Annotated in this window: 21 protein-coding genes and 1 tRNA gene; 11 read left to right on the forward strand and 11 right to left on the reverse strand. The window is 73.0% G+C overall.

What is annotated here, in order from left to right; genetic code table 11:
• Positions 1-41: 41 nt before the first annotated feature.
• Entirely contained in the window at positions 42-1,079 is a 1,038-nt protein-coding gene (locus MNY62_RS10370) for a cation diffusion facilitator family transporter (protein ID WP_242344081.1), read from the reverse strand.
• Positions 1,080-1,188: 109 nt separating this feature from the next.
• On the opposite strand from MNY62_RS10370, the gene MNY62_RS10375 reads away from it, so the two are divergent.
• Both MNY62_RS10375 and MNY62_RS10380 read left to right on the forward strand, forming a co-directional pair.
• Entirely contained in the window at positions 1,189-2,190 is a 1,002-nt protein-coding gene (locus MNY62_RS10375) for an alpha/beta fold hydrolase (RefSeq protein WP_242344082.1), read from the forward strand.
• Positions 2,191-2,195: 5 nt separating this feature from the next.
• Positions 2,196-5,171: a BamA/TamA family outer membrane protein gene (locus MNY62_RS10380; RefSeq protein WP_242344083.1), complete on the forward strand. Its 2,976-nt coding sequence runs from the start codon at positions 2,196-2,198 to the stop codon at positions 5,169-5,171.
• A 12-nt stretch (positions 5,172-5,183) separates the two neighbouring features.
• Here MNY62_RS10380 and MNY62_RS10385 read toward each other — a convergent pair whose 3' ends face one another.
• Positions 5,184-5,501 (reverse strand): translation initiation factor IF-2, encoded by a 318-nt coding sequence (locus tag MNY62_RS10385; protein WP_242344084.1) that lies wholly within the window; start codon positions 5,499-5,501, stop codon positions 5,184-5,186.
• A 116-nt stretch (positions 5,502-5,617) separates the two neighbouring features.
• On the opposite strand from MNY62_RS10385, the gene MNY62_RS10390 reads away from it, so the two are divergent.
• The 5 genes from MNY62_RS10390 to MNY62_RS10410 all read left to right on the forward strand — a co-directional run bounded on the left by MNY62_RS10390 (position 5,618) and on the right by MNY62_RS10410 (position 9,516).
• A tRNA-Thr gene (locus tag MNY62_RS10390) sits at positions 5,618-5,693 on the forward strand.
• A gap of 596 nt (positions 5,694-6,289) precedes the next feature.
• Positions 6,290-6,724, forward strand: a complete 435-nt coding sequence (locus MNY62_RS10395; protein ID WP_242344085.1) for a hypothetical protein — start codon at positions 6,290-6,292, stop codon at positions 6,722-6,724.
• 463 nt (positions 6,725-7,187) lie between these two features.
• The gene (locus tag MNY62_RS10400; protein ID WP_242344086.1) at positions 7,188-8,318 is read left to right on the forward strand and encodes an NAD(P)/FAD-dependent oxidoreductase; all 1,131 of its coding nucleotides are present in this window, start codon (positions 7,188-7,190) and stop codon (positions 8,316-8,318) included.
• Between the two features lie 222 nt (positions 8,319-8,540).
• Positions 8,541-9,140 carry a DUF2239 family protein gene (locus tag MNY62_RS10405; protein ID WP_242344087.1) on the forward strand — a complete coding sequence of 200 codons (600 nt, stop codon included), beginning with the start codon at positions 8,541-8,543 and terminating at the stop codon, positions 9,138-9,140.
• A gap of 10 nt (positions 9,141-9,150) precedes the next feature.
• Positions 9,151-9,516 (forward strand): GIY-YIG nuclease family protein, encoded by a 366-nt coding sequence (locus tag MNY62_RS10410; protein ID WP_242344088.1) that lies wholly within the window; start codon positions 9,151-9,153, stop codon positions 9,514-9,516.
• Positions 9,517-9,634: 118 nt separating this feature from the next.
• On the opposite strand, the gene MNY62_RS10415 is transcribed toward MNY62_RS10410, so the two are convergent.
• Entirely contained in the window at positions 9,635-12,070 is a 2,436-nt protein-coding gene (locus MNY62_RS10415; protein ID WP_242344089.1) for an OmcA/MtrC family decaheme c-type cytochrome, read from the reverse strand.
• 629 nt (positions 12,071-12,699) lie between these two features.
• On the opposite strand from MNY62_RS10415, the gene MNY62_RS10420 reads away from it, so the two are divergent.
• Positions 12,700-14,226: a Glu/Leu/Phe/Val family dehydrogenase gene (locus MNY62_RS10420; protein ID WP_242344090.1), complete on the forward strand. Its 1,527-nt coding sequence runs from the start codon at positions 12,700-12,702 to the stop codon at positions 14,224-14,226.
• Positions 14,227-14,322: 96 nt separating this feature from the next.
• Here the strand turns inward: MNY62_RS10420 and MNY62_RS10425 are convergent, their stop codons facing one another.
• From MNY62_RS10425 to MNY62_RS10435, 3 genes are all read right to left on the reverse strand, one after another.
• Positions 14,323-15,972 carry a hypothetical protein gene (locus MNY62_RS10425; RefSeq protein ID WP_242344091.1) on the reverse strand — a complete coding sequence of 550 codons (1,650 nt, stop codon included), beginning with the start codon at positions 15,970-15,972 and terminating at the stop codon, positions 14,323-14,325.
• Positions 15,969-16,733 (reverse strand): ABC transporter ATP-binding protein, encoded by a 765-nt coding sequence (locus MNY62_RS10430; RefSeq protein WP_242344092.1) that lies wholly within the window; start codon positions 16,731-16,733, stop codon positions 15,969-15,971. Before MNY62_RS10430 ends, MNY62_RS10425 begins: the two co-directional genes overlap by 4 nt.
• Positions 16,734-16,830: 97 nt before the next feature.
• Positions 16,831-17,193: a PilZ domain-containing protein gene (locus MNY62_RS10435; RefSeq protein ID WP_242344093.1), complete on the reverse strand. Its 363-nt coding sequence runs from the start codon at positions 17,191-17,193 to the stop codon at positions 16,831-16,833.
• A 186-nt stretch (positions 17,194-17,379) separates the two neighbouring features.
• Here MNY62_RS10435 and MNY62_RS10440 point away from each other — a divergent pair, with 186 nt between their 5' ends.
• The gene (locus MNY62_RS10440) at positions 17,380-17,979 is read left to right on the forward strand and encodes a DUF6066 family protein (protein WP_242344094.1); all 600 of its coding nucleotides are present in this window, start codon (positions 17,380-17,382) and stop codon (positions 17,977-17,979) included.
• A gap of 73 nt (positions 17,980-18,052) precedes the next feature.
• Here MNY62_RS10440 and MNY62_RS10445 read toward each other — a convergent pair whose 3' ends face one another.
• From MNY62_RS10445 to MNY62_RS10465, 5 genes are all read right to left on the reverse strand, one after another.
• Positions 18,053-19,669 (reverse strand): Do family serine endopeptidase, encoded by a 1,617-nt coding sequence (locus MNY62_RS10445; RefSeq protein ID WP_242344095.1) that lies wholly within the window; start codon positions 19,667-19,669, stop codon positions 18,053-18,055.
• Between the two features lie 98 nt (positions 19,670-19,767).
• Positions 19,768-20,412 carry a nucleotide exchange factor GrpE gene (locus tag MNY62_RS10450; RefSeq protein WP_242344096.1) on the reverse strand — a complete coding sequence of 215 codons (645 nt, stop codon included), beginning with the start codon at positions 20,410-20,412 and terminating at the stop codon, positions 19,768-19,770.
• A gap of 124 nt (positions 20,413-20,536) precedes the next feature.
• Complete coding sequence (locus MNY62_RS10455; RefSeq protein WP_242344097.1) at positions 20,537-20,764, reverse strand: hypothetical protein; 228 nt, start codon at positions 20,762-20,764, stop codon at positions 20,537-20,539.
• Positions 20,761-22,815: an ATP-dependent zinc metalloprotease FtsH gene (ftsH, locus tag MNY62_RS10460; RefSeq protein ID WP_242344098.1), complete on the reverse strand. Its 2,055-nt coding sequence runs from the start codon at positions 22,813-22,815 to the stop codon at positions 20,761-20,763. The genes MNY62_RS10455 and ftsH overlap by 4 nt, the downstream gene beginning before the upstream one ends.
• 202 nt (positions 22,816-23,017) lie before the next feature.
• Positions 23,018-23,407: a (deoxy)nucleoside triphosphate pyrophosphohydrolase gene (locus MNY62_RS10465; RefSeq protein WP_242344099.1), complete on the reverse strand. Its 390-nt coding sequence runs from the start codon at positions 23,405-23,407 to the stop codon at positions 23,018-23,020.
• Between the two features lie 134 nt (positions 23,408-23,541).
• Here MNY62_RS10465 and MNY62_RS10470 point away from each other — a divergent pair, with 134 nt between their 5' ends.
• Both MNY62_RS10470 and MNY62_RS10475 read left to right on the forward strand, forming a co-directional pair.
• Positions 23,542-24,927 (forward strand): MBL fold metallo-hydrolase RNA specificity domain-containing protein, encoded by a 1,386-nt coding sequence (locus MNY62_RS10470; protein WP_242344100.1) that lies wholly within the window; start codon positions 23,542-23,544, stop codon positions 24,925-24,927.
• Positions 24,924-25,300, forward strand: a 377-nt coding sequence (locus tag MNY62_RS10475; protein ID WP_242344101.1) for a homocysteine S-methyltransferase family protein, incomplete at its 3' end; no start/stop codon positions are given. The genes MNY62_RS10470 and MNY62_RS10475, both read left to right, overlap by 4 nt.

Genomic DNA, 25,300 nt, shown 5'->3' on the forward strand with positions numbered 1-25,300 from the left:
GTCGCCGGGCCCGCGGGCCCCGCGTCGCGCGCCGGCCCCGGTCAGTGCGTGTGCACGTCGTGGAGGTGCTCGTACTCCACCGACTCGATCTGGAGGGTCGTGTGGTCGATCCCGAACGAGCTGCGGAGCTCGCGCTTCACCTCGTTCAGGATGTCGTCGTTGCGCCCCATCGACTCGGCGTGGACGACGAGGTGCGCGGAGAGCGCGTACAGGCCCGAGGAGATCGTCCAGATGTGGAGGTCGTGGACGGCGGACACCCCCGCCGCCGACTCCATCTGGCGCGTCACCGCGGTCACGTCGAGGTGGCGCGGCACGCCCTCCATCAGGATGTCGGTGATCTCGAGGATGAGCCGCAGCGCGCCCCAGAGGATGAGCCCGGAGATCGCGAGGGACAGCACCGGGTCGAGCCAGCGCGCCTCCGGGTGGAGCGCCATGGCACCCGCGCCGCAGAGGATGGCGACGGAGGAGACGGTGTCCGAGAGCACGTGCAGGAACGCCGCCCGCGCGTTGAGGGTGTGCTCGTCGTGCAGGAACCAGAGGATGGCGAGGTTCGCGGCGAGGCCGATCGAGGCGATGATCGCCATGAGGCGGAGGTCGATCGGGCCGTGCGGCTCCCGCAGCCGCTGCACCGCCTCCCAGACGATCCAGGCCGAGAGGAGGAGCAGCGCGCCGACGTTGATCTGCGCCGCGAGCACCTCCGCGCGCCGGTAGCCGTAGGTGCGCTTGTCGTCCGCGCGCCGGGTGGCGAGGTACGCCGCGACGAGCGCGAGCCCGAGCGCGCCGGCGTCGGTGAGCATGTGGGCGGCGTCGGAGAGGAGCGCGAGGGAGCCGGAGAGCCACCCGCCGATCGCCTCCGCGATCATCACGCCGCCCGTGATCAGCATCGACGCGCCGAGGCGGCGCAGGCTCGCGCCGGCGTGGTGGCCGCCCATGCCGTGCGCGTGCGGGCCGTGATCGTGCTCGTGCGCCGGGTGGGCGCCGGGCGCGTGCTCACCCTCGTGCCCGTCGCACGGCTCACCGTGCGGGCCCGCGTGCTCGTGCCTGTGCGCTCCGTGGCCGTGGGAGTGGCCGTGCGACATTCCGCTTGAACCTCCGCGTCCCTCAGTCTACGCCATGGAGCAACGGTCGGGCACCCGGGCGCGCATCGCTCCCGCGCGGTCCGACGCGCCGCCGGGCTGGCGGAGGGTCATGGAGAAGACCGAGCATCGCGCGACGGGCCAGGACGGCACCCGTCTCCACTGGACGAGCACCGGCGCCGGCGGTCCGTCGGTGGTCCTCACCGACGGCATCGGGTGCGCGGGCTACGTCTGGCGGGCGCTCGAGCCGGCGCTCGCCCGCGAGCGCCGCGTGCTCCACTGGAACTACCGGGCGCACGGGCGCAGCGCCGCGCCGGACGACCCCGAGCGCATGACGATGGACGACTGCGTGTCGGACCTCGTCGCGGTGCTCGACGCGGCGGGCGAGGAGCGCGCGGTGCTCGCCGGCCACTCCATGGGCGTGCAGGTCGCGCTCGAGCTCCAGCGCCGCCACCCCGAGCGTGTCGCGGCGCTCGTCCTCCTCTGTGGCGCCCCGGGGAACCTCCTCGACACCTTCCACGACTCGGCGGTGCTCCGCTACGCGTTCCCCTTCGCGAAGCAGCTCGTCCTGCGCTACCCGGAGGTCGCGCGGATCGCCTTCCGGACGATCGTCCCGACGGACCTCGCCCTCGCCTACGCGATGACGTTCGAGGTCGACGGCGCCCGCGTCCGGCGCGCCGACCTCGCCCGCTACCTCGACGATCTCGCCGCGGTGGATCCCGCCCTGTTCGTCCGCCTGCTCTCCTCCGCCGCCGCGCACGACGCGAGCCCGCACCTTCCGCAGGTCGCCGCCCCGACCCTCGTCGTGGCCGGCGAGCACGACTCGTTCACGCCGATGCGCCTGTCCGAGGCGATCCATCGCGCCGTCCCGGGGAGCGAGCTCGTCGTCGTGCCGGGCGGCACGCACGTCGCGCCGCTCGAGGATCCGGAGCTCGTCGCCGAGAGCACGCTCGCGTTCCTCGCCTCCCACGCGAAGCCCCACCGCGCGACGCATCGCGACGTCGCCACGACCTCGCCCGCGAAGAAGCCCCGCCGTCGAGCCGCGCGCCCGGCCGCGACGGAGCCGTCGCCCCGGCGGCGCACCCCGCGCGCGCAGAAGCCGCGCGTCCGCTAGAGTCCGTGCGCCGCGCGCTCCTCGCCGTCGCGCTGCTCGGGGCGCTCCTCGCGCCTGGCGTCGCCGCGGCGCAGCCCTACGACCCCGCCTACCGCTGGCGCACGCTCGACACCGCGCACTTCCGCGTCCACTTCCACCAGGGCGAGGAGTCGCTCGCCGAGGACGTGGCGCGCGTCGCGGAGCGCGCGCACGCGGCGCTCACCCCGGTGCTGGGCTACGCGCCGCGCCGCACCGAGATCGTCGTCTCCGACGACACCGACGACGCGAACGGATCGGCCTCGCCGCTCCCCTACGACACGATCCGGCTCTACGCGGTCCCGCCGGCGTCGCTCTCGGAGCTGAACGACTACCGCGACTGGCTCGAGAGCCTCGTCTTCCACGAGTACGTCCACATCCTCCACCTCGACCACGTGGGCGGGATCCCGGGGGTCGCGAACCGGATCTTCGGCAAGCTGTTCGTGCCGAACGGGCTCGTCCCGTCGTGGATGATCGAGGGCCTCGCGGTGCTGCACGAGTCGAACGGCGACCCCGCGAGCGGGCGCAACGCGAGCGCGATCCACGAGATGTACGCGCGCTCCCTCGCGCTCGAGCCGCCCGGGTTCCCGCCGCTCGACGAGGCCTCGAACCCGCTCCTCGAGTGGCCGGTCGGGACCGCGCCGTACCTCCTCGGCGGGCGCTTCATGCAGTACCTCGAGGAGCGCTACGGCGACGCCGCGCTCGCGGGCTACCTCGGCCGGCAGGGCGCACAGCTCTGGCCGTACGCGCCGTCCTGGGTGGCGAGGCCGTACTTCGGCGGCCGGACGTTCTCGGAGCTCTGGGCCGAGTACGCGGAGGCGGAGCGGCGGCGCGGCGAGGACGTGGTGACCGCCGTGCGCGAGCGCCCCGTGACGGTCGCGCGGCGGCTCACGACGCGCGGCGGGCGCGCGGAGAACCCGCGCTGGAGCCCGGACGGCGCGTCCGTCGCGTACTGGCGGCGGCCGCTCGACGGGCGCCCCGGGCTGTTCCGCGTCTCGCCGGAGGGCGAGGACCTCGGCCGCGCCGCGACCGTGGACGCGAACGGTACGTTCGCGCTCCGCTCGCCCGGCGAGGCCATCGGCGCGATCGGCGAGGTCTACCGCGAGTACCGCGTGTACGACGATCTGTACCGCGTCGATCTCCGCACCGGCCGCCGGAGGGCGCTCACCCGCGGCGAGCGCGCGACCGATCCCGATCTCGCGCCGGGCGGCGCGTTCCTGGTCTACGTCCAGCGCACCGGGCCGGGGGTGCTCGCGCTCGTGCGGCGCCCGCTCGACGCCGCCGGCCGGCTCGGCGCCCGCGAGGTGCTCTTCTCGCACCGCGGCGCGGAGGTGTACGCCCCTCGCGTCTCGCCGGACGGGCGGCGCATTGCCTTCGAGCTGCAGGAGGCCGGCCGGCGCGATCTCGCCCTGTGGGAGGACGGGCGCGTCACGCGCATCACCGACGACGCCGCGCTCGACACCTCGCCGGCGTGGACGCCGGACGGTCGGTACGTGCTGTTCGACTCCGACCGGGGCGGGCTCTACAACCTCTACGCGTGGGAGGCGGCGACCGGCGAGATCTCGCAGGTAACGAATGTCGAGACGGGCGCGTTCCAGCCGGACGTGTCGCCCGACGGCAAGACCATCGCGTTCGTCCTCTACTCGCGGGCGGGGTACGACGTCGCCACCATCCCGCTCGATCCCGCGAGCTTCATGGCGCCCTTCCCGGCGGCGCCAGCGCCGTCACCGCGGACGACGCAGGCAGGGGAGGCGACCCCGACCGCGACCGAGGCGCCGCCGGAAGATCCCGCATCGCTCCCCTCCCGCCCCTACCGCGCGCTCGACACGCTCGGCCCGACCTTCTGGCTCCCGTTCCTCTCCGCCGACGCGTCCGGAGCGGTGATCGGCGCGGTCACCGGCGGCGCCGACGTCCTCTTCCGCCACGCATGGGCGGCGCAGGCCTTCTGGAGCGTCCCCACGCGAGAGCCCGGCTACGCGATCGCGTACCAGGGCGCCTGGTCCTGGCCGCGGCTCGACCTCTCGTCCTCGCGCTTCGTGGGCAGCTCGCCCGACCCGGGCGACCGGCTCCTCTCCGTTTGGACGCTCGCCGACGTGGGGGCGACGTTCACGTTCACCCGGCTCGCCCGCGCCACCGCGCTGCGCCTCGGCTGGAGCGGGACGCGCTACGACACGCTCGCGGGCGAGCCCGGCCCGGACCCGCGCCTCCCCTACCCGTTCCGCGACGGCTTCCTCTCGGACCTGTCGCTCAGGCTCTCCTACTCCGACGCCCGGCGCTTCGTCCGCTCCATCTCGCCCGAGGAGGGCCGGAGCGCCTCGCTCTCGCTGCGCTACGCCGGGCCGGCCACCGGCAGCGACTACGACCTCGCCCGCGGCCGCGCCTCCGTGGAGCAGTACCTGCGCGTCCCCGGGCTCGCGCGGACGGTGCTCGCGCTCCGGCTCGCGGGCGGCCTCGCGCGCGGCACGCTCGGGGGGAGCGCGCCGTTCGAGCTCGGGGGCGTCTCGCAGCCGGACGTGCTCTCCGTCGCGCTCGGGGCGGCGCTCGGGCTCGCGGGGTCTCCACCGGATGCGCTGCGCGGCTACGCGGTGGGGTCGTTCGAGGGGACCGGGTACGTCCTCGCGAACGGCGAGCTGCGCTTCCCGCTCGGCGCGCCCGGGCTCGGCCACACCACCTGGCCGGTCTTCCTGCGGCGGGTGCACGGCGCGCTGTTCGCGGACCTGGGGGAGACGTTCGACCGGCCCGGGGAGCCGATCCTCGCGGGCAACCGGCTCACTGGCGAGGCGCTCCGACTCGGCGTCGGGGCGGAGCTGCGCCTCGAGCTCGTGCTGGGCTACTACCTCAGGACCGATCTCCGCCTCGGGCTCGCCCGTGCGATGGGCGCGCCCTTCGGCGGCTGGCGCGCCGCGGACGCCCGGCTCGGGCCAGACGAGGTCTCGCCGTACGTGCTCCTGGGCGCCTCCTTCTGACGGCTCGCGCGGTCACGCCGGGCGAGGACGCCTCATGAGGGCCTGGGCGATGCGAAAGGGCGCGAAGACGAGCGTGCGCGCGAGCCGCGTCGTGTCCTGGACGAGCTCCGCCAGGATGGCCGAGAGGGGCGTCCCGAGCTCCTCGGCCGTGCGCGTCGCGGCGTCGACCTCGGCCATGCGCTCGACCTTGCGCCGCTGCGCCTGGCGGGCGGCCTTGCTCTGCCGGGCGCTGTCGCCGCCGATGAACTGCTTGCCGGGCGCGGCGCGGCGGAATGCCGCCTCCTGCTGCCCCATCGCGCTCTTCGCCGAGCCAGGACGGTTCTTCCTCATGCCCTGAAGCTAGGCGCGGAGCGTCATGGGCGCGAGCGACGCCTCCAGGCCGCGACTCGGCCCTTGCAGGGCGCTCCGGGCGGTGCTAAACAACGCGCCCGTTTCGACGGGAGTGCGCCGACATAGCTCAGTTGGTAGAGCAACTGATTCGTAATCAGTAGGTCCCCAGTTCAAGTCTGGGTGTCGGCTCCAACTTTAAGCGGAATTGGAAGGGGTTACGCGTCAGCGTGACCCCTTCTCTTTTCGGTCGACGGCGGGAAGGTCGCCGGGGGTGTAGCTGGGGGTCCTGGGGCCCCCTCGCACCACAAATCAGTTCACGATCGACGGCCCGGTCACGCCCTGCAGCATCGACCACGCAAAGTCGTGGTGGGTGACCGCGATGGAGCGAACCGCCACGCAGTCGCCTAAACGGTATCAACTCACGGTCTCTGCATACTCTCTTGGGTGGGTTTCGCTCGCGGTCGCGCGCGATGGTCAGACGACCCGCTTAAGGTGACGGTCCGGAACTACCCACCCGTAGTGGACATGGCGAAGCGAGCAAGTGACGACACCAGCCAGAACGGCGACGGATCACCCGAGACGCTAACCGCAATCGCGCGCGGCGGCCTCATGAGTGCGCGGGGGCACGAACAAACTACGGCGCGAAGGTTAGTCCGGAACCGCGCACCCACGCTCCGAGGCGTACGGCCGTGGGGTACGCCTCGGGCAAGTGGGCAGTAACCACCAAGCTTGCCCCACCGGCAAGGAGCCGGCACCATCGAGCCATGCCATTGTCACGCTCAGAGCGCATGCCGACGAAGGGCGGTACATTTTCGTGGGTCACGTTGGGGATCATGTTGTCCGCGTGCGTTCTTTGGCTGACCTTTGGTCATACAGACACGGTCGCCGCCGTGGTGTTCAACGTTCGACCAGGAGAGACCGTCTACAACCCGGACATCGTCTGGCATCGTGTGCTGGCCGTGTGGGGCGCTGGCCTCGTGCTCGCGATAACCATCGCGCTCGCCGGCATTCTGCTCCGGAAACATCCTCTCGATGGGCGCTCGCCCGCGGCTTGGCTGCATCTCGTGGCTTCCGTGGGCACCTTGTTGGCTGCGTTGGTCATAGCTCGCGAGATGCATGGGCGCCGGGTGACCGCGGACATGTGGTTCGTGTTTGCGGGCGGGGCTCTGAGCTTGGTCGCGACGTTTTGGCACGCGCGCCGCAAGTCGGCTGCTCCCTGTTGAGAGTGAAAGCCGCGCCCTAAACGGCACAACAATCAGCTCGAGCGAGGGCGGCGAAGAAGGATCCCCGTTACGCGGCCGTGGCCACGGCACCGGGAACCGCATGCGTCGGATGCTGAGGCACCGCTTCCTCCCGACGACGAGTTCTGGGACGCCCAGGTCGTCCAGTCTTCGCGGGCGCCTGGCCTTCCGGTCGAGCGCCCGTTTTCTTTTCGGGACCGGGGCCCGCGCGCGGGGCCGTCGCGGCCGACGCGCGCTCAGGGCGCCGGGAGCCGCCGCCACGGGGCGTGCGCCGCGGAGCGGCGGCGGTCGCCGTCGCCCCACCCTCTTCCTCGACGCAGAGTCATCACGATGGCGCTAGGCTGAGGAGGGCGAGCCTGCCGTCACGTTCGTCAGTGACTCCTGTGCCGATGCGAGTCGGCCGCGCCCGCGTCACGCCGGGCGGAGCGCGCCTCGGAGGTGCGGGATGGAGCGGTTCGAGTTCCTGGTCGTCGGCGGGGGGATCGCGGGGGTCTCCGTCGGGTACGAGCTCGCGCGCGACGGGCGTGTGTGCCTGCTCGAGCGGGAGGAGCAGCTCTCCTTCCACGCGACCGGTCGCTCGGCGGCGATCTTCATGGAGACCTACGGCAACGCGGCCGTCCGGGCGCTCACTTCCGCGTCGCGCGCGTTCTACGCGGCGCCGCCGGACGGGTTCGCGGAGGAGCCGCTCACGTCGCCCCGCGGTGCGCTCTTCTTCGCGGACGAGGCGCACCTCGCGGCGCTGCGGGCACACTTCGACGCGGTGCGAGGCATCGTCCCGTCGGTGGAGTGGGTGCCGGGCGACGACCTCACGCGCCACGTGCCGTGCCTCGCGCCCGGGCGGTGGGTGGGCGGGCTCCTCGAGCCGGGCGCGGTGGATCTGGACGTCCACGCCATTCACCAGGGGTTCGTTCGCGGCCTCCGCGCGCGCGGCGGCGTCGTGCGCACCGAGGCCGAGGCGCTCCGCGTGACGCGGGCCGGCGGCGCCTGGACCGTGGCGACCGCCGCGGGCGAGCTCTCCGCGCCCTTCCTCGTGAACGCCGCGGGCGCGTGGGCCGACGTCGTCGCGGGCCTGGCCGGCGCGCCGCCCATCGGGCTCAGGCCGCTCCGGCGCACTGCGATCCTGGTCGACGCGCCCGGCGACGTCACCCGCTGGCCCATGGCGGCGAGCGTGGACGAGGAGCTGTACTTCAAGCCCGAGTCCGGCCGCCTCCTCGTCTCGCCCTGCGACGAGACGCCCTCCGACCCGTGCAACGCCGCGCCGGAGGACTACGACGTCGCCGTGACCGTGGACCGCCTCGAGCGCGCCACCCTGCTCCGCGTGAACCACGTCCACCGCCGCTGGGCTGGCCTCCGCTCCTTCGTCGCCGACAGGACGCCCGTGATCGGTCCCGACCCGGCCTGCGAGGGCCTCGTCTGGCTCGCCGCCCAGGGGGGCTACGGGATCCAGATCGCGCCGGCGCTCGCCCGCGCGTGCAGGGCGCTCTGCGTGGGGGACGCGCTACCGGCCGACCTCCTCGCGCTCGGGCTCGCCGCGGGCGACCTCGGCCCGCGACGTCCGGCGCTGCGGCGCGCGTGAGGCCACCGAAGGTCCACCGATCGTTTTCTTCCCGATCCTGTCGGGCCGTCGTCGACGTCGAGCCGGCTGGGCTCCGCGTCGCCCGTCTCCACGACGGCTTGCCCCCGGCCGCGGTCCGCTCCGCACGATTCTACCCGGGTGTTATTGACGAGCACGCCCCTGCTGCGCTAGGTCTCGGTCCCGGATTTTACCCGGATGTATTTCCCGGTACGGAGCGCAGCCATGGCCGACGAGGACCGATACACGGCGTTCGCAGGCAACCGGCTCCTCGCGTCCGGCCTCAGACGCGAGGTGCTGCTCGCGGTGAAGGCACACCACGACACCGGCGGGGGCTCGGTGCTGGTGTTCGCGGACGCGACCGGCCGGCAGATCGACTTCGATCTGCGGGGCACGCCGGACGAGGTCGTCGCGCGCGCGGAGGGGCCTCTCAGGGCGGGGCCGGGCCGGCCGAAGCTGGGTGTGGTGAGCCGCGAGATCTCGCTCTTGCCCCGTCACTGGGAGTGGCTGGAGCAGCAGCCGAGCGGGGCCTCTGCGGCGCTCCGGCGGCTCGTGGACGAGGCGAGGAAGCGCGAGCCGGACCGGGAGCGCGCGCGGCGGGCCCGGGAGGCCGCAGGCCGGTTCATGTGGGCGATGGCGGGCGATCTCGCCGGCTTCGAGGAGGCCTCGCGCGCCCTGTACGCCGGGGAGACGAGGCGGCTCCGGGCGCTGGTGCGGGCCTGGCCGAAGGACGTCCGCACCCACCTGCTGGCCCTGTCCGACGAAGCGGCCCGGCTCGAGCCTCGTCCTCCGGACGAGCCCACCGCGAAGCCTCGCGGCCGCTGAGGAGAGACGAATGGATCGGAGAGCGGAGCTGAAGCGCGCGGCGCGCGAGACGAAGCCCGAGGCCGGCGTGTACCAGATCAGGAACGTCCGGACGGGGATGATCCTCGTCGAGAGCACGTTGAACCTGAAGACGCTCAACGGCAGGCGGATGGAGCTCGCGCGCGGGGTGCACAGGAACGCGCGGCTCCGCGCGGACGTGAGCGCGCTCGGCCCCGACGCGTTCGTCTTCGAGATCCTCGAGGTGCTGCAGGAGAAGGACGAGGGCCTCGTGTACCCCCGGGACGCCGTGCGGCAGCTCGAGGCGGCGTGGCTGGAGCGGCTGCAGCCGTACGGCGACCGCGGCTACAACGTCCGGCCCGGATCGGGCACGACCTGACCGGCCGGGCTCGTGCCGCGCCGGCGCTCGAACGCGGGATCCATCTCGCGATGCAGGTACGACGAGGCCGCGGCCCGCGGCGCGCGAGGCGCCGGGAGCCGCGGCCATGACCGCTCGGCTACGGCCTCGGCTGGTGGATCTCGATCGGATCCATGAACCGGCCGTCGCCGTGGCAGACGTCGCAGGATTCGACGCCGTTGATGGTGTTGAGCGAGATGTGCGCGTCGGCGGCGATGCCGTCGTGGCAGCTCCCGCAGTGCGCGCGGCCGGATCCCACGAACGTCTCCGTCTTGTTCCAGTACGCGTCGCCTGCCGCGGTGTCGGGGGCGACGACGCCGCCCGTGGCGCTGAGCGTGCCGCACACGGCGTTCGCGTCCGCGCTCGGGTCCTCCTTGCAGGTGAAGGTCACGAAGCGCGTCGGCAGCACGGTCGCCTCGGGGAGGCCGTAGCCGCCCGGCAGGTGGCAGGTCTGGCAGTTCTCGAGGTCGCCGGGGAAGGCGTGGCTGAACTCGACCGGGGGCGCCTCGCCCTCGGCCCGGCCCGTGGCCGGATCCGCCCTGAAGTCACGCGTCGCGCCGAGCGTGAACGTGGGCCGCGGGCTCGGGAGCGAGCCCTGCGGGACGATCTCGGAGCCCTTGTGGATCTTGTGGATCATCACGGAGAGCTGGACGGTGCCGGGCGTCTTCGTGAACGGCTGGCCGGTGGCCGGGTCGACCTCGAACTGCGAGGTGCGCTCGTCGTTCACGTTCTGAGAGTTGTGGCACATCGCGCAGTAGTCGGGACCCTTGCGCGCCTCGCCGCCGTGGAAGCCGAGGTCCTCGTGGCAGACGTTGCACTTCGCGGCGTCGGTGATGAGCCGGCGCGGGGTGGCGGTGCCGCCGCCGACGCGGGCGTAGATGACGCCCGTGGGCGAGGTCGCCGTCGGCGGCAGCGGCCGCTGGGCCCACTCGCGCTGGGCGCAGGGCGGGGTCGGACAGGTGCCGGTCTCGAGGACGTAGGCCTCCACGCCCACGCCGACGGTCTGGCCGTTCGCCGGCGTCAGGTCGATGGGGGTCGCCACGGGCGGCGTCGCCGACGACAAGGTCACGAGCGGAGCGGTGAACTGTCCCGGGGTGCCCGTGGCGGTCAGAGCCGCGGCGCCCGCGCCGCCGAAGTTGCCCGTCTGGATGTAGCCGAACGCGTGCTTGAGCACGTCGGTCCCCGCGACGGGACCCTTCGGGCCGCCGTAGTCGGTGGTGGGGCCGGCGATGGTGAAGCGCAGGTTGGCGAGCGGAGTGGCCTTGATGTCGGCGGGCGCGCCGTTGAGCGTCACGGTGAACTTCACCGTTCCGGCCGCCGGATTGGTCACGTCGACCGCGTCGATGGTGACGCCGAGGTCCGCGCCCGTGAAGGAGGTGTTGGTCAGCGCGTCGTAGAGGAAGGAGTGCACCTTCGTGATGGACGGCGCCGCGCCGAGCGGAGGCGTGTCGTCGGGGTGGTGGCAGGAGGCGCAGGTGTCGTCCGTGGCCGCCAGGCCGCCGGCGTGGCCTGCGCCGGTGGCGAAGTCGACCGCGTAGTGACAGGAGCCGCAGGCGGCGCGGCCGGGCTTGGTCTTCCAGTTGTCGGACTGCGCGCCTCCCTGGTGGCAGAAGACGCAGTTCCTGACGGTGTTGGGGGGAGCGAAGGCGACCGTACTGAAGTCGTTCGTGGCGCTCCACTTGTAGACGTAGGGCTTGGCGTTCTGCACGTCGGTCGGCTGCTGGCCGCGGTGGATCTGGTGCACCAGCACGCGGAAGTCGATGGCGTTGGCGGTGGTGTTCGCGCTCGGCTTCAGCACCCAGCCCGGCGTGTGGCAGGTGAGGCAGAGGCCGACGGTGCGGCGCGTGCCGTGCGCCGTCAGGTGCCTGTGGCAGTTGTTGCAGGCCGCGTCGGAGACGACCTGGCGCGAGGTGACCGTGCCGCCGGCCGGGATGAACTCGAACGAGGCGCCGGCGGGGTACTGGATGCCCTCGAACGTCCGGGCCGCCTGGAGGCCGACCAGCGTCTGCGCGGACTGCACCGGCGCGATCGGGAAGCCGGAGGCGAGCGTCGGGAGCGCGGGCGCGGCGGTCGGGAAGGTGAAGGTGTAGGACCCGTCGGCGTTCTTGGTGTACAGGGCGGCGGCGTCGGTGAGCGAGATGCTGGCGGGCACCTGGGTCGGGCGGGTCTGCTTGCCGCTCGGATCGCCCGCGGAGTCGGTCTCGTACAGCGCCTGGTCGTAGGTACCGCCCGCGGCCGAGGCCTGCGCGATGCTGAAGCGCGGCCCGCGGGTGGCGCCGAAGTTGCCGGCGACGAGCTCGGCGAGGAAGTCGACCGGCGTTCCCGCCGCGTCCTTGACCGTGAAGGTGACGGTCGCCGGCCCCGCGGCCGGAGCGGTGGCGGAGACGATGCCGACCTGCAGCCCTGCGCCGGGAGGCGCTGCGGCGGCGCCCTGCCCCGGCGGCCCGGCCGGGCCCCGATCGCCCTTGCAGCCGGTGAGTGCGATTGCACCGGCAAAGATCAATGCCGCACCCTTCCTCAGGATCGACCTGGACATAGCGCTCTCCGAGCAAATGGTTGGCTGCTGCGAGCGGAGGCGTCCAACTGCTTGCCGCGTGGGCCGAATCTGAGGCGCGACGAGAGAGCCCAGTCAACTCGACCCGCGGACTCTCTCAGGCACCGCCGAAAGAGCGTCGAGCGCTGCCTGTATCGCGCGTCGCGGACGTCGGCCGAGCCGAGTCCTCACGCTCACTCGGGCGGCCGAGGAGCGTGGCTCCGTCCATGCTCCATAACGGCCGGGCGCGAACCCTGGACCGCCCAGCATGGGAGGAGGCGTGCCCCGAGGCCCGCAGCAGTCGCTCTCGAGCTGGTGGGAGCGAGCCGCCCTGCGCGCGTCAAGAGGGCGGTTCCTGTAGTCAGAAGTCCGCCCGCTCGACCCCTATCCGAGCCTCGCGTTGGACTGTCGGTCTGCCGCAGGCGGCGTTAGATTGCCGCCGCCTGCAGGAGCCCCCGAGGCGGGGTCCGGAGGCGCGAATTCCCGCGCACTCGCAGAGCTACAACCCCGCCATTATATTGAGGATTCGCGGTAACTCGCAGATTTTGACCGCGAGCGGAACGAGGGCTAGCATGCGCCCGGCTTCGCCGCCCGGCGAAGCGCGGAGTTCCCACCAACCGAGGTCGACAGCGATGGCCGGTCGAAACGGCAAGAAGAGCTTCTACGACGAGGCGATGGAGACGTTCCATCGCGCAGCGGATCTCATCCAGATGAACCCGCGCGTCAGGATGGAGCTGGAGGAGCCGGACTTCGAGCACATCTTCTACGTCACGACGGAGCTCCGGGATCGGCTCGTGCCGCTCTCCCCGGAGGAGGCCCAGAAGTTCAAGGACCTCCTGCCCTCGGACATGAAGGCCGCGGACGCGCTCGAGCCGCTCGCGAACGGCAACTTCATCCTGCACCGCCGGGCGCTGCTGCGCTCCGACATCCACATGCGGCAGGGCGTCATCAACATCCCGAAGATGGGCCTCTTCCGGATCGAGAAGGGCGGACCCCGGAAGTTCAAGGCGTACCGCATCCAGCACAACCAGGTGCGCGGTCCGTACAAGGGCGGCATCCGCTACCACAAGGACGTGTCGCTCGATCTCTTCAAGATGCTCGCGGCCGACATGACCTGGAAGACGGCGATCGCGGAGATCCCGTTCGGCGGCGCGAAGGGCGGCATCAAGCTCGACCCCTTCAACTACTCGAAGGAGGAGATCGAGCACATCACCCTCCGCTACATCTACAAGTTCAAGAACTTCATGGGCCCGTTCGTCGACATCCCGGCGCCCGATGTCGGGACGAACGGGGAAATCATGGCGTACATGATGCGCCAGTTCACGGACGGTGAGCGCGAGCACCACAAGCTCCGCGGCGTCGTCACCGGCAAGGACGTGCGCATCGGCGGCTCCGAGGGGCGTGTCCGCGCCACCGGCCAGGGCGTCGTCTATTGCATCGAGGAGTGGGCGCGCGATCGCGGCTTCGACCTCAAGAGCGCGCGCGTCATCGTCCAGGGCTTCGGCAACGTCGGCTCGTCCGCCGCCGAGATCCTCGCCGGCCTCGGCGCCAAGGTCGTGGCCGTGAACGACGCGAACGGCACGATCCACGACGACAAGGGGATCGACATCGCGGCGCTCGTGCAGTACGTCCACGGCAACAAGGAGAACCTGCGGCGCACCGTCGCCGGGTTCCCCGGGGCGAAGGCGATCTCCAAGGACGACTTCTGGGCGGTCGACGCCGACATCTGCATCCCCGCCGCGCTCGGCGAGGAGATCACGGGCGACGTCGCGGAGCGGCTCAAGGTGAAGCTCGTCGCCGAGGGCGCGAACGGCCCCACCACCCGCGACGGCGATCGCGTGATGATGGGCCGGAAGATCGACCTCATCCCCGACATCATCTGCAACGCGGGCGGCGTCACCGTCTCCTACTACGAGTGGCTGCAGAACCAGCGGCTCGAGCACTGGACGGAGGGCGACGTGAACCGCCGCCTCGAGCAGGCCATCAAGAAGAACTACGCGATCATCCGCGACATCGCGCGGAACCGCCCGCAGCGCACGCCGCACTACGACTCGCGGCCGTACTGCGTCGGGCAGGAGGTCGACGTCCGCACCGCGGCGATGGTGCTCGCGCTGAAGCGCGTCGAGGCGCACTACCTCATCGAGGGCTTCTCGCAGTAGCGATCCCCGTGGCCGCCTCGGGCGGCCCGCTGCACCCCGCGCCCGGCGTCGCGCCGCGCCTCTCCGGAGGCCGGCCCGCCGGGCGCGGTCGTCTCGTCAGTCGTCGTCGCCCGCGATCGCGTCGAGGAGCGGCTCCCGGCGGCGCGCGAGGAGCCGGGCGGCGAAGGGGAGCGCGAGGCGATAGACGATCGCGCCGGCGAGCCCGAGCGCCGCCCACCCGAGGACGAGCAGCCAGGGCGCGTCCCGCCGGACGGCGAAGACCACCGGGATCGCGAACGCGCCGGCGGCGCCCGAGACGATGACCATCCCGGCGAGCGACGAGAGCGGCGAGAGCGACCCGCCCCGCTGGACCGTGCTCGCAGCGGCGCGCGGGTTCAGCACCGAGACGAAGTTGCCGGCCGCGAGCAGCCACGGGGCGATGCCGGCGTGAAGCGCCACCGCGGCGAGGAGGGCCCACGACGGCAGCGGGCCCCCGACGGCGATCGCCGCGGTCGCGGCCGCTGCGAAGAGCGCCGCGGAGAGCGCGTAGGCGGCGAGGTTCTTCGCGAGGAGCACCTCGGCCGGCGCGACGGGGACGAGGAACCAGACGCGGCCGCCGCCCCGCTCCCAGCCGAACGCGTTGAGCCAGAAGATCTGCGCCGCCATGTGCGCGTAGAGCGCGAAGCCCAGCACGGGCAGCGCGTGCACGATCTCGCCCGTCCCGGGCGGCAGCCGTGGCAGGACCTTCCACGCGACGAGCGCCGCGAACGGCGGCAGGATGAGCAGGAGCAGGGTCGCGACCGGGTGGCGGAGGACGTACTTCGCCTCCTTCTCGAAGAGCGCGCCGAGCCTGCCCGGGAGCGGCCACCCGCCCCCGCCCGTCGCCGCCGCGCGCGGCGCGCCGCCGCCTCCCTCGCGCGCGGAGGCGAGCGCGAGCCGGTACGCGACCCACACGGTCGCGACGCCGGCCAGGACGAGCGCCGCGATCCAGGGCAGCGCGGCGAGTGCCCGGCTCGCGTAGAGCTCCACCGCGGCGCCCTCGGCGAGCGCGGCGGGGTACGCGAGCCAGCGGAGCGCACGGGCGCCGCGCAGGAGCCGGAGCAGCGCGCCCGGGTGGCCGGCGGTCCAGGCGAGGATCCCCGCGACGCCCACGTAGACCGCCGCGACGAGGAGCTCCCGCGCGCGCCGGCCGCGGAGCAGCCGCGCGAGGAGCTCCTGGAGGAGCGCCACGAGCGCGACCGTGGTGGCGACGAAGGCGACGAGCACGAGCGCGAACAGGAGGAGCCAGGCGCCGGGGCGCGCCACGGCGGCGCCGCCGAAGGCGCCGGCGAGGAGCAGACACCAGAACGCCGCGAAGGGATCGCCCGCGAGCGACGCGGCGAGACCGTGGCCGAACACCTGCGCCGGAGGGATGGGATAGACCAGGAAACGGCGCAGGTCGAGGGCGTCCCGCTCCGAGATCGAGAGCGAGACGACGGTCCAGGTCTGCCAGACGCCGAAGAAGAGCGCCGCGACGGGGACCGTCGCCTGCAGCCCGCGGCCGATGCGGACCGCCTGGAACGAGCCGACCCCGGCGAGCGCCGCGAACGCGAGCCCGGCGGGGATCGCGATGACGTAGAGCGCGACGCGCGCGACGACCTCCGGCACGCCCCCGGGCCGTCGAAGGCGGCGCAGGAGCAGGAGCCAGCGAAGCTCCGCGAGCGCGCGCAGGGTGGCGAGGCCGCCGGGCGGCGCGAGCGCTCCGCCGCCCTCCCCCGCCGCGCTCACGTGCCCTCGCCGAGCCACGAGAGGCCGGGCACCTCGCCGCGCTCGTCGCCGACCGTGCGGATGAACACCTCCTCGAGCGTGAGCTCGCCGCGGACCTCGGCGAGCGTGCCCTGGGCGGCGAGCCGGCCCTCGCGGATGATCCCGACATGCGTGACGATCCGCTCGACCACCTCGAGCACGTGGCTGGTGAGGAAGATCGTGAGGGCGCCGCGGGCGACGAGGTCCTGCAGCAGGCGCCGGATCCCGCTCACGGCGACCGCGTCGATGCCCTCGAACGGCTCGTCGAGGAAGAGCAGCCGGGGGCCGTGGATGAGGGCGCAGCCGAGCGCGAGCTTCTTCCGCATGCCGTGGCTGTACTCGGACACGAGCTTGCCGGCGTCGTCCGCGAGCTCGAGCGCTCCGAGGAGCTCGTCGGCGCGCCGTCCCGCCTCGCGGCGCTCGAGCCCGTAGAGCTGCCCGTGGATCCTCAGCTGCTCCGCGCCGGAGAGCCGCTCGAAGAGCGCGAGGCCGTCCGGCACGACGCCGACGCGCCGCTTCACGGATAGCGGATCGTGGGCGAGGTCCGTTCCGAGCACCTGCGCCCGCCCGGAGGTCGGGGCGAGGAGCCCGGTGAGCATCTTGATGGTCGTGCTCTTCCCCGCGCCGTTCGGGCCGAGGAACCCGTAGAACGCGCCCTCCGGCACGGAGAGCGCGAGCCCCTCCACGGCGGCCCGCCCGTCGAACAGGCGCGTCAGCCCCTCCGTCTCGATCGCGAGCGTCACCGGGCTGTTCTACCGCGGACCGGCCGGGCGCGCCGGTCGGCCACCCACCGTGGCGCGGGGCCGCGGCAGGCGGGCGCCACGCGGGGTGAAGCCGGGGTCACTGGAGCGCGGCGGAGACCGCGTCGTCCTCGAAGTAGATGAACTTCACGCCCATGCCGCGGAGCGCGAGCGGGCCCTGGTCGGCGGCGGGCGTCCGGCCCATGAGGTGGCAGACGTAGCGGACCTCCGCCACGGCCGTCATCTCGCCCGCCTCGGAGGGGAAGGTGACGCGGACCTGCGAGCCGATCGGGTGCGGGACGCGGGTCTCGACGAACATGCCGCCCTCGGAGATGTTCCGAGCGATCCCGAGCCCCATCCCGCGCTCACCCTCGAGGTAGACGCGGAAGACCTTGTCGAGGCGAGGCGTCGCGCGGCGCTCTTCCTGCGCCGGCCTCCGGCCTTCCTTGCGGCTGTTCAGCATGTCGTCCGCCTCCTGCCTGGGACCGCAGGCTAGGGCGGTGTGTCGATGTGGTCAAAAAAGCGACCCGCGCCTTCATGGGCGACCCGCCGCACGCTGGAGGGCTAACTTTCCTCGGACAGGGCGGCGGCACGCTAGACTCGGACACCCGCCCGGGCGACCTGCCCGCTTCGAAGGGATCCCAACCACATGCGTCTTCTCTGGGTCGCGGTATTGCTCCTCGTCTCCGCTCCTGCCGCCCGAGCAGGCGAGCGCTTCGACGCCGTCGCCACGAGCGCCGAGCGGCTCGACGCCCTCGAGCCCTTCCTCGCCCGCTACATCGGGCACTGCACCGACATCTACACGCGCGCGACCTGCGAGGCGAACGTGCTCGCGGCGCGCCGGTCCCTCGCCGGAAAGACGTTCACGGTTCGTGTCACCGACGCGGCGACGCTGGTCCGGGCCGAGCTCCAGGGCGACGGCTTCGTGCTGCTCGTGACGCCGTTCGTGGACGGCGGCGGCCTCGCCCTCACCCACGGCACCCCGGCCAGGCAGGACGCCTCCGGCCACCCGCTCGTGAACCTCATCCCGATTCGCGGAAAGCTCCCGCCCGGCGTGATGGACATGGAGTTCCAGGGCCCGTTCCGCACCGGCGCCATCGAGCTCGAGATCGTCTTCAAGCCGGAGAAGATCTGGAAGCTGCCGCGGCGCGGCGAGGGCGGGCAGATGGAGGGCGTCGCGGCGCGCTTCGTGGCGATCCGCGTCGTGGACGCGCGCACGGGAAACGAGATCGCCTCGCGAGTGCTGTAGGGCTCGCCGGGCTCGAAGAGAGAGAGGGCCGCCCCGCGGACGGGACGGCCCTCCTCGCCTGCGCCGGCCCTCGCTACTGGCGGCCGCCGACCGGCACCGCGACGTAGGCGAGGTCCTGCCCGCGGCGCACGCGCAGGAGCGCGACGTCGCCGTCCTTCATCTTGGCGATCGCCTGCGCGACGTCCTGGACCGTCTTCACCGGCTTCCGGTTCAGCTCGACGATGATCATGCCCGGCTCGATGCCCGCGCGCGCGGCCGGGCCGCTCGCCGCCACGTCGCGCACGAGCACACCTTCGCCCGGCTCGACCCCGAGCTGGCGTGCGATCTGCGGCGTCAGGTCGGCGAGCGTGACGCCGAGCTTCGGGCTCTTGTCGCCCTTCTGCTCCTCCTCGCCCGTGTCGCCGCGCGCGATCGCCTCCTCGTCGTCGGGGCGCTGCGCCACCGCGAAGCTGAGCTGCTTCTTCTGCCCGCCGCGGAGCACCGTCAGGTCCACCTTGCTGCCCGGCGGGACCATCGCGACGGTGCGCGTGAGATCGCTGCCCGACGCCACCGGCTTGCCGTTCACGGCGACGATGACGTCGCCCGGCTGGACGCCGGCCTTGGCCGCCGGGCCGCGCGGGACGACGCCCTGCACGAGCGCGCCCTTCTGATCGGGCGGCAGCCCGAAGCCCTGCGCGAGGTCGCGGCTCAGATCCGTGATGGAAACGCCCGCGTAGCCGCGCGTCACCTTCCCCTTCTCGCGGAGCTGGGGGAGGATCGACTTCGCGAGGTTGATCGGGACGGCGAAGCCGACGCCCGAGCCGAGCTGCGGCGACACGATCGCGGTGTTGATGCCGACGACCTCGCCGCGGAGGTTGAAGAGCGGGCCGCCCGAGTTGCCGGAGTTGATGGCGGCGTCGGTCTGGAGGAAGTCGTCGTACGTGCCGGTGGGGTTCACCTCGCGGCCGCGGTGCTTCGCGGAGATGATGCCGAGCGTGGCGGTGTTGCGCAGGCCGAAGGGGCTGCCGAGCGCGAGCACGAAGTCGCCCTGCCGGATCGCGTCGGAGTCGCCGAGCACGACGTTCGGGAGGTTCTTCGGCGGGTTCACGAGCCGGATGAGCGCCACGTCGGTGGCGGGGTCGCGCCCGACCGTCTCCGCCTTGAACTCGCCGCCGTCGGTGAGCCGGACGAGGATGTCCGTCGCGTCCTGGACGACGTGGTTGTTCGTGAGGATGAAGCCGTCCGGGCTGATGAGGAACCCCGAGCCGAGCGACGAGCCGCGGAACTCCTCCGGCATCTGCGGCGCGGGGCGACCGCCGAAGAACTTCTCGAAGAAGTCCTGGAACTCCTGGTCGTCGCCGCCGCCCTGGCCGGGCGCGCCGCCGCGGCCGCCCGGGGCCTGCCCGCGGCCGTGGGGCGACTGCGGCATCCCGCGGACCGGCGGGTGCTTCACGACGGTGGTGGTCGAGATGTTCACGACCGCCCCCTGCACCTTCTCGATGAGCGGCGCGACGGAGCCCTGGGCCGGAACGGCGATCTGTGCCTGCTGCTGCGGGCTCTGCTGGGCGGCTTCCACGAACAGCGGCGCCTCGCGGCCAGCGGGCGCCGCGGCGGGCCGCTGCGGCTCGGTCGCGGCGCGACCGTCCTGCGAGCACGCGAGCAGAGCCGCGATGAACGTGATGCTGAGGCTTCGACGGATGATGCGGCGCATACTGCTCTCCTCGGAAAGTTGATCCGGCCGAAAGACGTACGGCGGGAAGATCTATTCCCGCCGCGCGCGCCGCGGCCGGCGCGGAACCGCGCGAGATGCTACGCCTGAGCGAGACGCCCGACCCGCACCCGCGCGGGGCGAAGGACGCGGTCGCCGATGCGGTAACCCGCGCGGATCTCGTGCAGCACGAGGCCGTCCTGCGCGGCGTCCGCCACGGGGATGACGTCGATCGCCTCGGCGATGTGCGGGTCGAACGGCTGGCCTTGCACGGGGATCTTCTGCGCCCCGAGCTCGGAGATGCGCTTGTGCAACGACACGAGCGAGAGGCGCACCCCCTCCGCGAGGCTCTTGAACGCGTCGCCCTGGGCCTCACCGGCGCTCGCCGCCGCCAGCGCGCGCTCGAGATCGTCCGCGGCCTCGAGGAGCCCCTGCACCACGTTGATGCGCTCGGCCTCGACGAGGCGCGCGCGCTCGCGCTCGAGTCGCTGCCGGAACGCCTTGTTGTCCTCGACGAGCGCCGCATACGCGCGCGTCAGCTCGTCGATCCGGGCTTCCTGCGCGGCGAGCTGCGCGGCGCGCGGATCCGCGGGCACCTCCGCCGCCTGCGCGCCCAAGGTCTCCTCGGACCCGCCCTCCTCGTTCTCCACGGGCGCACCGTCGCTGCGGAACCGCCGCCTGTCGACGACCTTCACCTGCGGCTCGCCGGCCTCGGGGCCGGGCGGACCGCGACGTTCATCGGACATGCCTTGTCGTGCCTCCGGCCGCGAACGTAACCACACGCCCGGGGCTGTCAAACGCGTGATACCCCGCCGGCGCGCGTGCGCCGCGGGGTCATGGGGCGGGGCCGGCGAGCCGCCGGGCGCGGGCTCAGGGCGGCGGCGGGTCTCCGGGCAGCTCGTCGAGGGTCTCGCCGCGCGCGTCGCGGATCTCCACTCCGGCGGCGCGCAGGCTGTAGAACAGCAGCCAGCGCTCCGCCGGGGACAGGCTCCCGTGCGGGAGCGCGCGATCGATCTCCTGCAGCGACAGGTGTCCGCGCCGGATGCCGGTCTGGAAGAGGACCTTGCGCGCCTCGTGGCTCTCGGATGCGTGCTTCACTCTCCGTCCTCGCGCGCCGTGCCGGCCACCGCCTGCGGCCCCTGCCAGGAGTCGCGGTGCTCCTCCGCCATCGCCACCGGCCGCGAGGGATTCTCGGGCGGCGCCTCCGCGTGTCCGGGGCCGTGGATCGTGCCGGGCCGGAAGACCTTGGGGCCCCACAGCCGCGTCATCTCCTCCTCCTCGACCACCTCCGCCGTGAGGAGCCGCGCGGCCATGGCGTCGAGCTTGTCGCGGTGGCGGCGGACCGCCTCCTGCGCGCGTTGATGCGCCTCGACGACGAGTGACTGCACCTCGCGGTCCACCTCGAGCGCCGTCTGCTCCGAGTAGGTGCGCGGCTCGAACCCCTTGCCGAGGAAGGACGGCGCGCGCTCCTCGTTGAGCGCGATCGGCCCGAGCGCCACGCTCATGCCGTAGTCCTTCACCATCATGCGGGCGAGGCCGGTCGCCTGTTGCAGGTCGTTCGAGGCGCCGGTGGAGGGCTCGCCGAACACCTCCTCCTCGGCGACGCGCCCGCCCATGAGCCCGGCCATGCGGTCGCGCAGCTCGGAGAGCGTGAGGAGGTAGCGATCCTCGATCGGCAGCTGGAGCGTGTAGCCGAGCGCGCCGAGGCCGCGCGGGATGATCGAGACCTTCGTCACCCGGTCCGCGTAAGGCAGCATCCAGGAGACGAGCGCGTGGCCCGCCTCGTGGAACGCGACGATCTCCTTCTCGCGCTCGTTGATGCGCCGGCTCTTCTTCTCGAGCCCGGCGACGACGCGCTCGATCGCCTCCTCGAACTCCGAGCGCGTGACCGCGCTCTTGTTGCGCCGGGCGGCGAGCAGCGCCGCCTCGTTCACCACGTTCGCGAGGTCCGCGCCGGCGAAGCCCGGCGTGCGCGCCGCGACCGAGCGGAGATCCACGTCCGCGCCGAGCTTCACGTTCTTCGCGTGGATCTGGAGGATCTTCTCGCGGCCGCGCTTGTCCGGGCGATCGACGAGGACCTGCCGGTCGAAGCGGCCCGGCCGCATCAGCGCGGGGTCGAGGATCTCGGGCCGGTTCGTGGCGCCCATGATGATGAGCCCTGCGCGCGCGTCGAACCCGTCCATCTCGGCGAGGAGCTGGTTCAGCGTCTGCTCGCGCTCGTCGTGCCCGCCGACCACGCCCGAGTTGCGCGACTTGCCGAGCGCGTCGAGCTCGTCGATGAACACGATGCAGGGCGCCTTCTGCGTCGCCTGGGCGAAGAGGTCGCGCACCCGGGCGGCGCCGACGCCCACGAACATCTCCACGAACTCCGAGCCGGAGAGCGAGAAGAAGGGCACGCCCGCCTCGCCGGCGGTGGCGCGGGCGAGGAGCGTCTTGCCCGTGCCCGGCGGGCCGACGAGCAGCACGCCCTTCGGGATCCGGCCGCCGAGCCGCCGGTACTTCTCCGGCGTCTTCAGGAACTCGACGATCTCCTGGAGCTCCTCCACCGCCTCGTCGATCCCGGCCACGTCCTGGAACGTGATGCCGGTGTCCGGCTCCATGTGGACGCGCGCGCGCGTCTTGCCGAACGCCATGACGCCGGGCGGCCCCTGCCCCATCTGCCCGGACATGCGCCGCATGATCCACGCCCAGAACAGCAGCCCGAGCGCGATGGGCGCGACCCAGACCCAGAACAGGTCGCCCATGCCGCCGCCGGCGACCGCGTCGTACGGCACGCCCGCCTTCTCGATGGCCGGGACGAGCTCGTCGTCGCCGCCGGGGATGCGCGTCGCGACGTACGGGAGCGCCTGACCTCCCTTGTCGCTCCTCTCGCCGTCGGCGGCGCCGCCCTCCACCGGCTTCGGGATGCCGCGGACCCAGTCCGGCCCGATCACGACGCGCTCGAAGCTGCTCTGGCGCACCATCTCCTTGAACTGTGAGTACGGGATGCGCCTCACGCCGACGTCCTGGAACGCCCGGAAGAGGAACACCGCGAGCGCGATGAGCACGAGCCACGCCGCTGGCGAGGCGAGCGGCACGCGTGTCTGCGGTCCCTGGCGCGAGCCTCGCTCGCCCCGCTGTCCGTGTGGCTTCTTGTCGTCCGCTGGCACTGGGCCTCCCGCCCCCTTCGCAGGGAATCTGTGCATGTCGGGGGAGCGGGCAATCCGCCGCCTCACGATGGAGCGCACCGATCCGAGGTCGGGCGAGGGCAGCAGACCGAGAGGGTCGGCCAGGCGGGCGCGTGGCCGAGAGACGGGCGGCTTCGCGCCGAGCGCGGAGGCTGCGTGACGCGACGCGGACGGCGCCGCCGCCTCAGAGCCCCAGCAGCTTCGCGATGGTCTTCTCGTCCGCCGCGGGGAACTCGTACTGATCGAGCTCGTCGGGGCGCACCCACCGGTGGGCGTGGACGCGCAGGTTCTGGATCGGCCCCGTCACGAGGCGGCACCGGTAGACGCAGAAGTCGATGTCGTAGCCCTCGTACGCGTGCTCGACGTGGATCACGCGATCGCCGACCTCGACGCCGATCGCCATCTCCTCGCGCAGCTCGCGCGCGAGCGCGGCTGGGTCGGACTCACCGGCCTCGACGCGCCCGCCCGGGAACTCCCAGAGGAGCGGCAACGAGGCGCGCGGCGGGCGCTGGGTGATGAGGTACTTCCCGTCCTGCTCGATCATCGCCCCGACGACCCGGATCTTCCGGCGCATCGCTTCTGTCCTCGTTCGGCCTCGAGCCCGCGCGGCGCTCGCCTGATCTCGTCGGAAAGCGAGGCGGGCGCGACCGCCCGCTCCGGCAGGTGGCGCACCGCGCCGACCCTCATGAATTGTAGAATCGGCAAACCATGGCGTCCATCCGCTTCCTCGGCGCGGCGGGTACTGTGACCGGCTCGCGCTTCCTCGTGGAGTCCGGCTCGGTGCGGGTCCTCGTCGACGCGGGCCTCTTCCAGGGCCAGAAGGAGCTGCGGCTCAGGAACCGCGCCCCCTGGCCGGTGCCTCCCGGCTCGATCGACGCGGTGGTCCTCACCCACGCGCACCTGGACCACACCGGGGCCCTGCCCCTGCTCGTGCGCTCCGGCTTCCGCGGTCTCGCGCACTGCACGCCCGCGACGCGCGACCTCGCCGGCCTCCTCCTGCCCGACTCGGGTCGGCTGCAGGAAGAGGAGGCGCGCTACGCGAACCGGAAGGGTTACTCGAAGCACGCCCCGAACGCGGCGCCGCTCTACTCGGAGGCCGACGCCCTCGCGACGCTCCCGGTGCTGTCGCCTCTCCGTTACGGCGAGCTGCGCGAGATCGCCCCGGGCGTCCGGCTCCGCTTCCGCCGCGCGGGCCACATCCTCGGCAGCGCCCTCGCGGAGCTCGAGCTCGACGGCCCGCGGCCGCTGCGGCTCCTGTTCAGCGGGGACCTCGGACGCTACGGCGCGCCCATCCTCCCCGACCCGGAGCCGGGCGCCGACGCGGACGCGCTCGTCCTCGAGAGCACCTACGGCGGCAAGAGGCACCCGGAGGTCCCGGCCGCGGCGGCGCTGGCGGAGGAGATCCGCCGCGCCGTCCGGTCGGGCGGGGCGATCGTCGTGCCCGCCTTCGCGATCGGCCGCACGCAGGAGCTGCTGTTCACGCTCCGCGACCTCGAATCGCGCGGCGAGATCCCCGCGCTCCCGGTCTTCGCGGACTCGCCGATGGCGATCGACGCCACGCCGATCTTCCTCGCCCACCGCGACGACCACGACGATGAGATGACGAGGCTCATCGCGGCGGGCAAGGAGCCTTTGCGGCCCGCGAAGCTCACGTTCTGCCGCAGCCCGGAGCAGTCGAAGGCCGTGAACGACGTCCGCGTCCCGTGCATCATCCTGGCCGCCTCGGGGATGGCGACGGGCGGGCGCGTCCTCCACCACCTCGCGCACCGGCTCCCTGACCCGCGGACCACCGTCCTCCTCGTCGGGTTCCAGGCGGCGGGGACGCGGGGCGCCACGCTCCAGAATGGTGCTCCCACGGTCCGGATCCACGGCGAGGACGTGCCGGTGAAGGCGCGCGTGGCGACGATCAGCGGCTTCTCCGCGCACGCGGACGAGGCGGAGATCTCGCGCTGGCTCGCGACGTTCCCCTCGAAGCCGCGCCGGACCTTCCTCGTGCACGGCGAGAGCGCGGCGCTCACCGCGTCGAAGGCGCGCATGGACGCGCTCGGCTGGCCGGCGCAGGTGGCGCGGCACCTCGAGGAGGTCGCGCTGTGATCCGCGGTGGCGCCGGGGGGAGAACGCCGACGCTCGGACCGGGGCTGCTCCTCGACGGCGCCCTCGGGACGGCGCTCATCGCGCGCGGGCTCCCGCTCGAGGCGCTCCCGGAGGAGTGGCTCGTGACGCGCCCCGACGCCGTCCGGGAGGTCCACGCCGAGCACGCCGCGGCCGGCGCCGGGCTCGTCCTGACCTGCACCTTCAACCTCGCGGCGCCGAGGCTCGCCGCGCGCGTCGACCCCGGCCGCGTCGAGGCGCTCGCCGCGACGGCCGTTCGTCTCGCGCGCGAGGCCGCGCCGCACGCGCGGGTCGCAGGCGCGCTCGGACCGACCGGCCTCGCCGGCCCGGGGCGGGCGGCGCCCATCCGCGCCCT

Origin of the sequence: Anaeromyxobacter terrae (assembly GCF_022690685.1) — a bacterium.
GTDB classification, from domain to species: domain Bacteria; phylum Myxococcota; class Myxococcia; order Myxococcales; family Anaeromyxobacteraceae; genus Anaeromyxobacter; species Anaeromyxobacter terrae.

Coding starts and splice junctions, on each gene's coding strand:
- MNY62_RS10400 (WP_242344086.1), top strand. CDS start 7,188: ATGGAGCGGTTCGAGTTCCTGGTCGTCGGCGGGGGGATCGCGGGGGTC.
- MNY62_RS10385 (WP_242344084.1), bottom strand. CDS start 5,501: ATGAGGAAGAACCGTCCTGGCTCGGCGAAGAGCGCGATGGGGCAGCAG.
- MNY62_RS10405 (WP_242344087.1), top strand. CDS start 8,541: ATGGCCGACGAGGACCGATACACGGCGTTCGCAGGCAACCGGCTCCTC.
- MNY62_RS10375 (WP_242344082.1), top strand. CDS start 1,189: ATGGAGAAGACCGAGCATCGCGCGACGGGCCAGGACGGCACCCGTCTC.
- MNY62_RS10470 (WP_242344100.1), top strand. CDS start 23,542: ATGGCGTCCATCCGCTTCCTCGGCGCGGCGGGTACTGTGACCGGCTCG.
- MNY62_RS10450 (WP_242344096.1), bottom strand. CDS start 20,412: ATGTCCGATGAACGTCGCGGTCCGCCCGGCCCCGAGGCCGGCGAGCCG.
- MNY62_RS10465 (WP_242344099.1), bottom strand. CDS start 23,407: ATGCGCCGGAAGATCCGGGTCGTCGGGGCGATGATCGAGCAGGACGGG.
- MNY62_RS10435 (WP_242344093.1), bottom strand. CDS start 17,193: ATGCTGAACAGCCGCAAGGAAGGCCGGAGGCCGGCGCAGGAAGAGCGC.
- MNY62_RS10395 (WP_242344085.1), top strand. CDS start 6,290: ATGCCGACGAAGGGCGGTACATTTTCGTGGGTCACGTTGGGGATCATG.
- MNY62_RS10445 (WP_242344095.1), bottom strand. CDS start 19,669: ATGCGCCGCATCATCCGTCGAAGCCTCAGCATCACGTTCATCGCGGCT.
- MNY62_RS10370 (WP_242344081.1), bottom strand. CDS start 1,079: ATGTCGCACGGCCACTCCCACGGCCACGGAGCGCACAGGCACGAGCAC.
- MNY62_RS10440 (WP_242344094.1), top strand. CDS start 17,380: ATGCGTCTTCTCTGGGTCGCGGTATTGCTCCTCGTCTCCGCTCCTGCC.
- MNY62_RS10420 (WP_242344090.1), top strand. CDS start 12,700: ATGGCCGGTCGAAACGGCAAGAAGAGCTTCTACGACGAGGCGATGGAG.
- MNY62_RS10410 (WP_242344088.1), top strand. CDS start 9,151: ATGGATCGGAGAGCGGAGCTGAAGCGCGCGGCGCGCGAGACGAAGCCC.
- MNY62_RS10415 (WP_242344089.1), bottom strand. CDS start 12,070: ATGTCCAGGTCGATCCTGAGGAAGGGTGCGGCATTGATCTTTGCCGGT.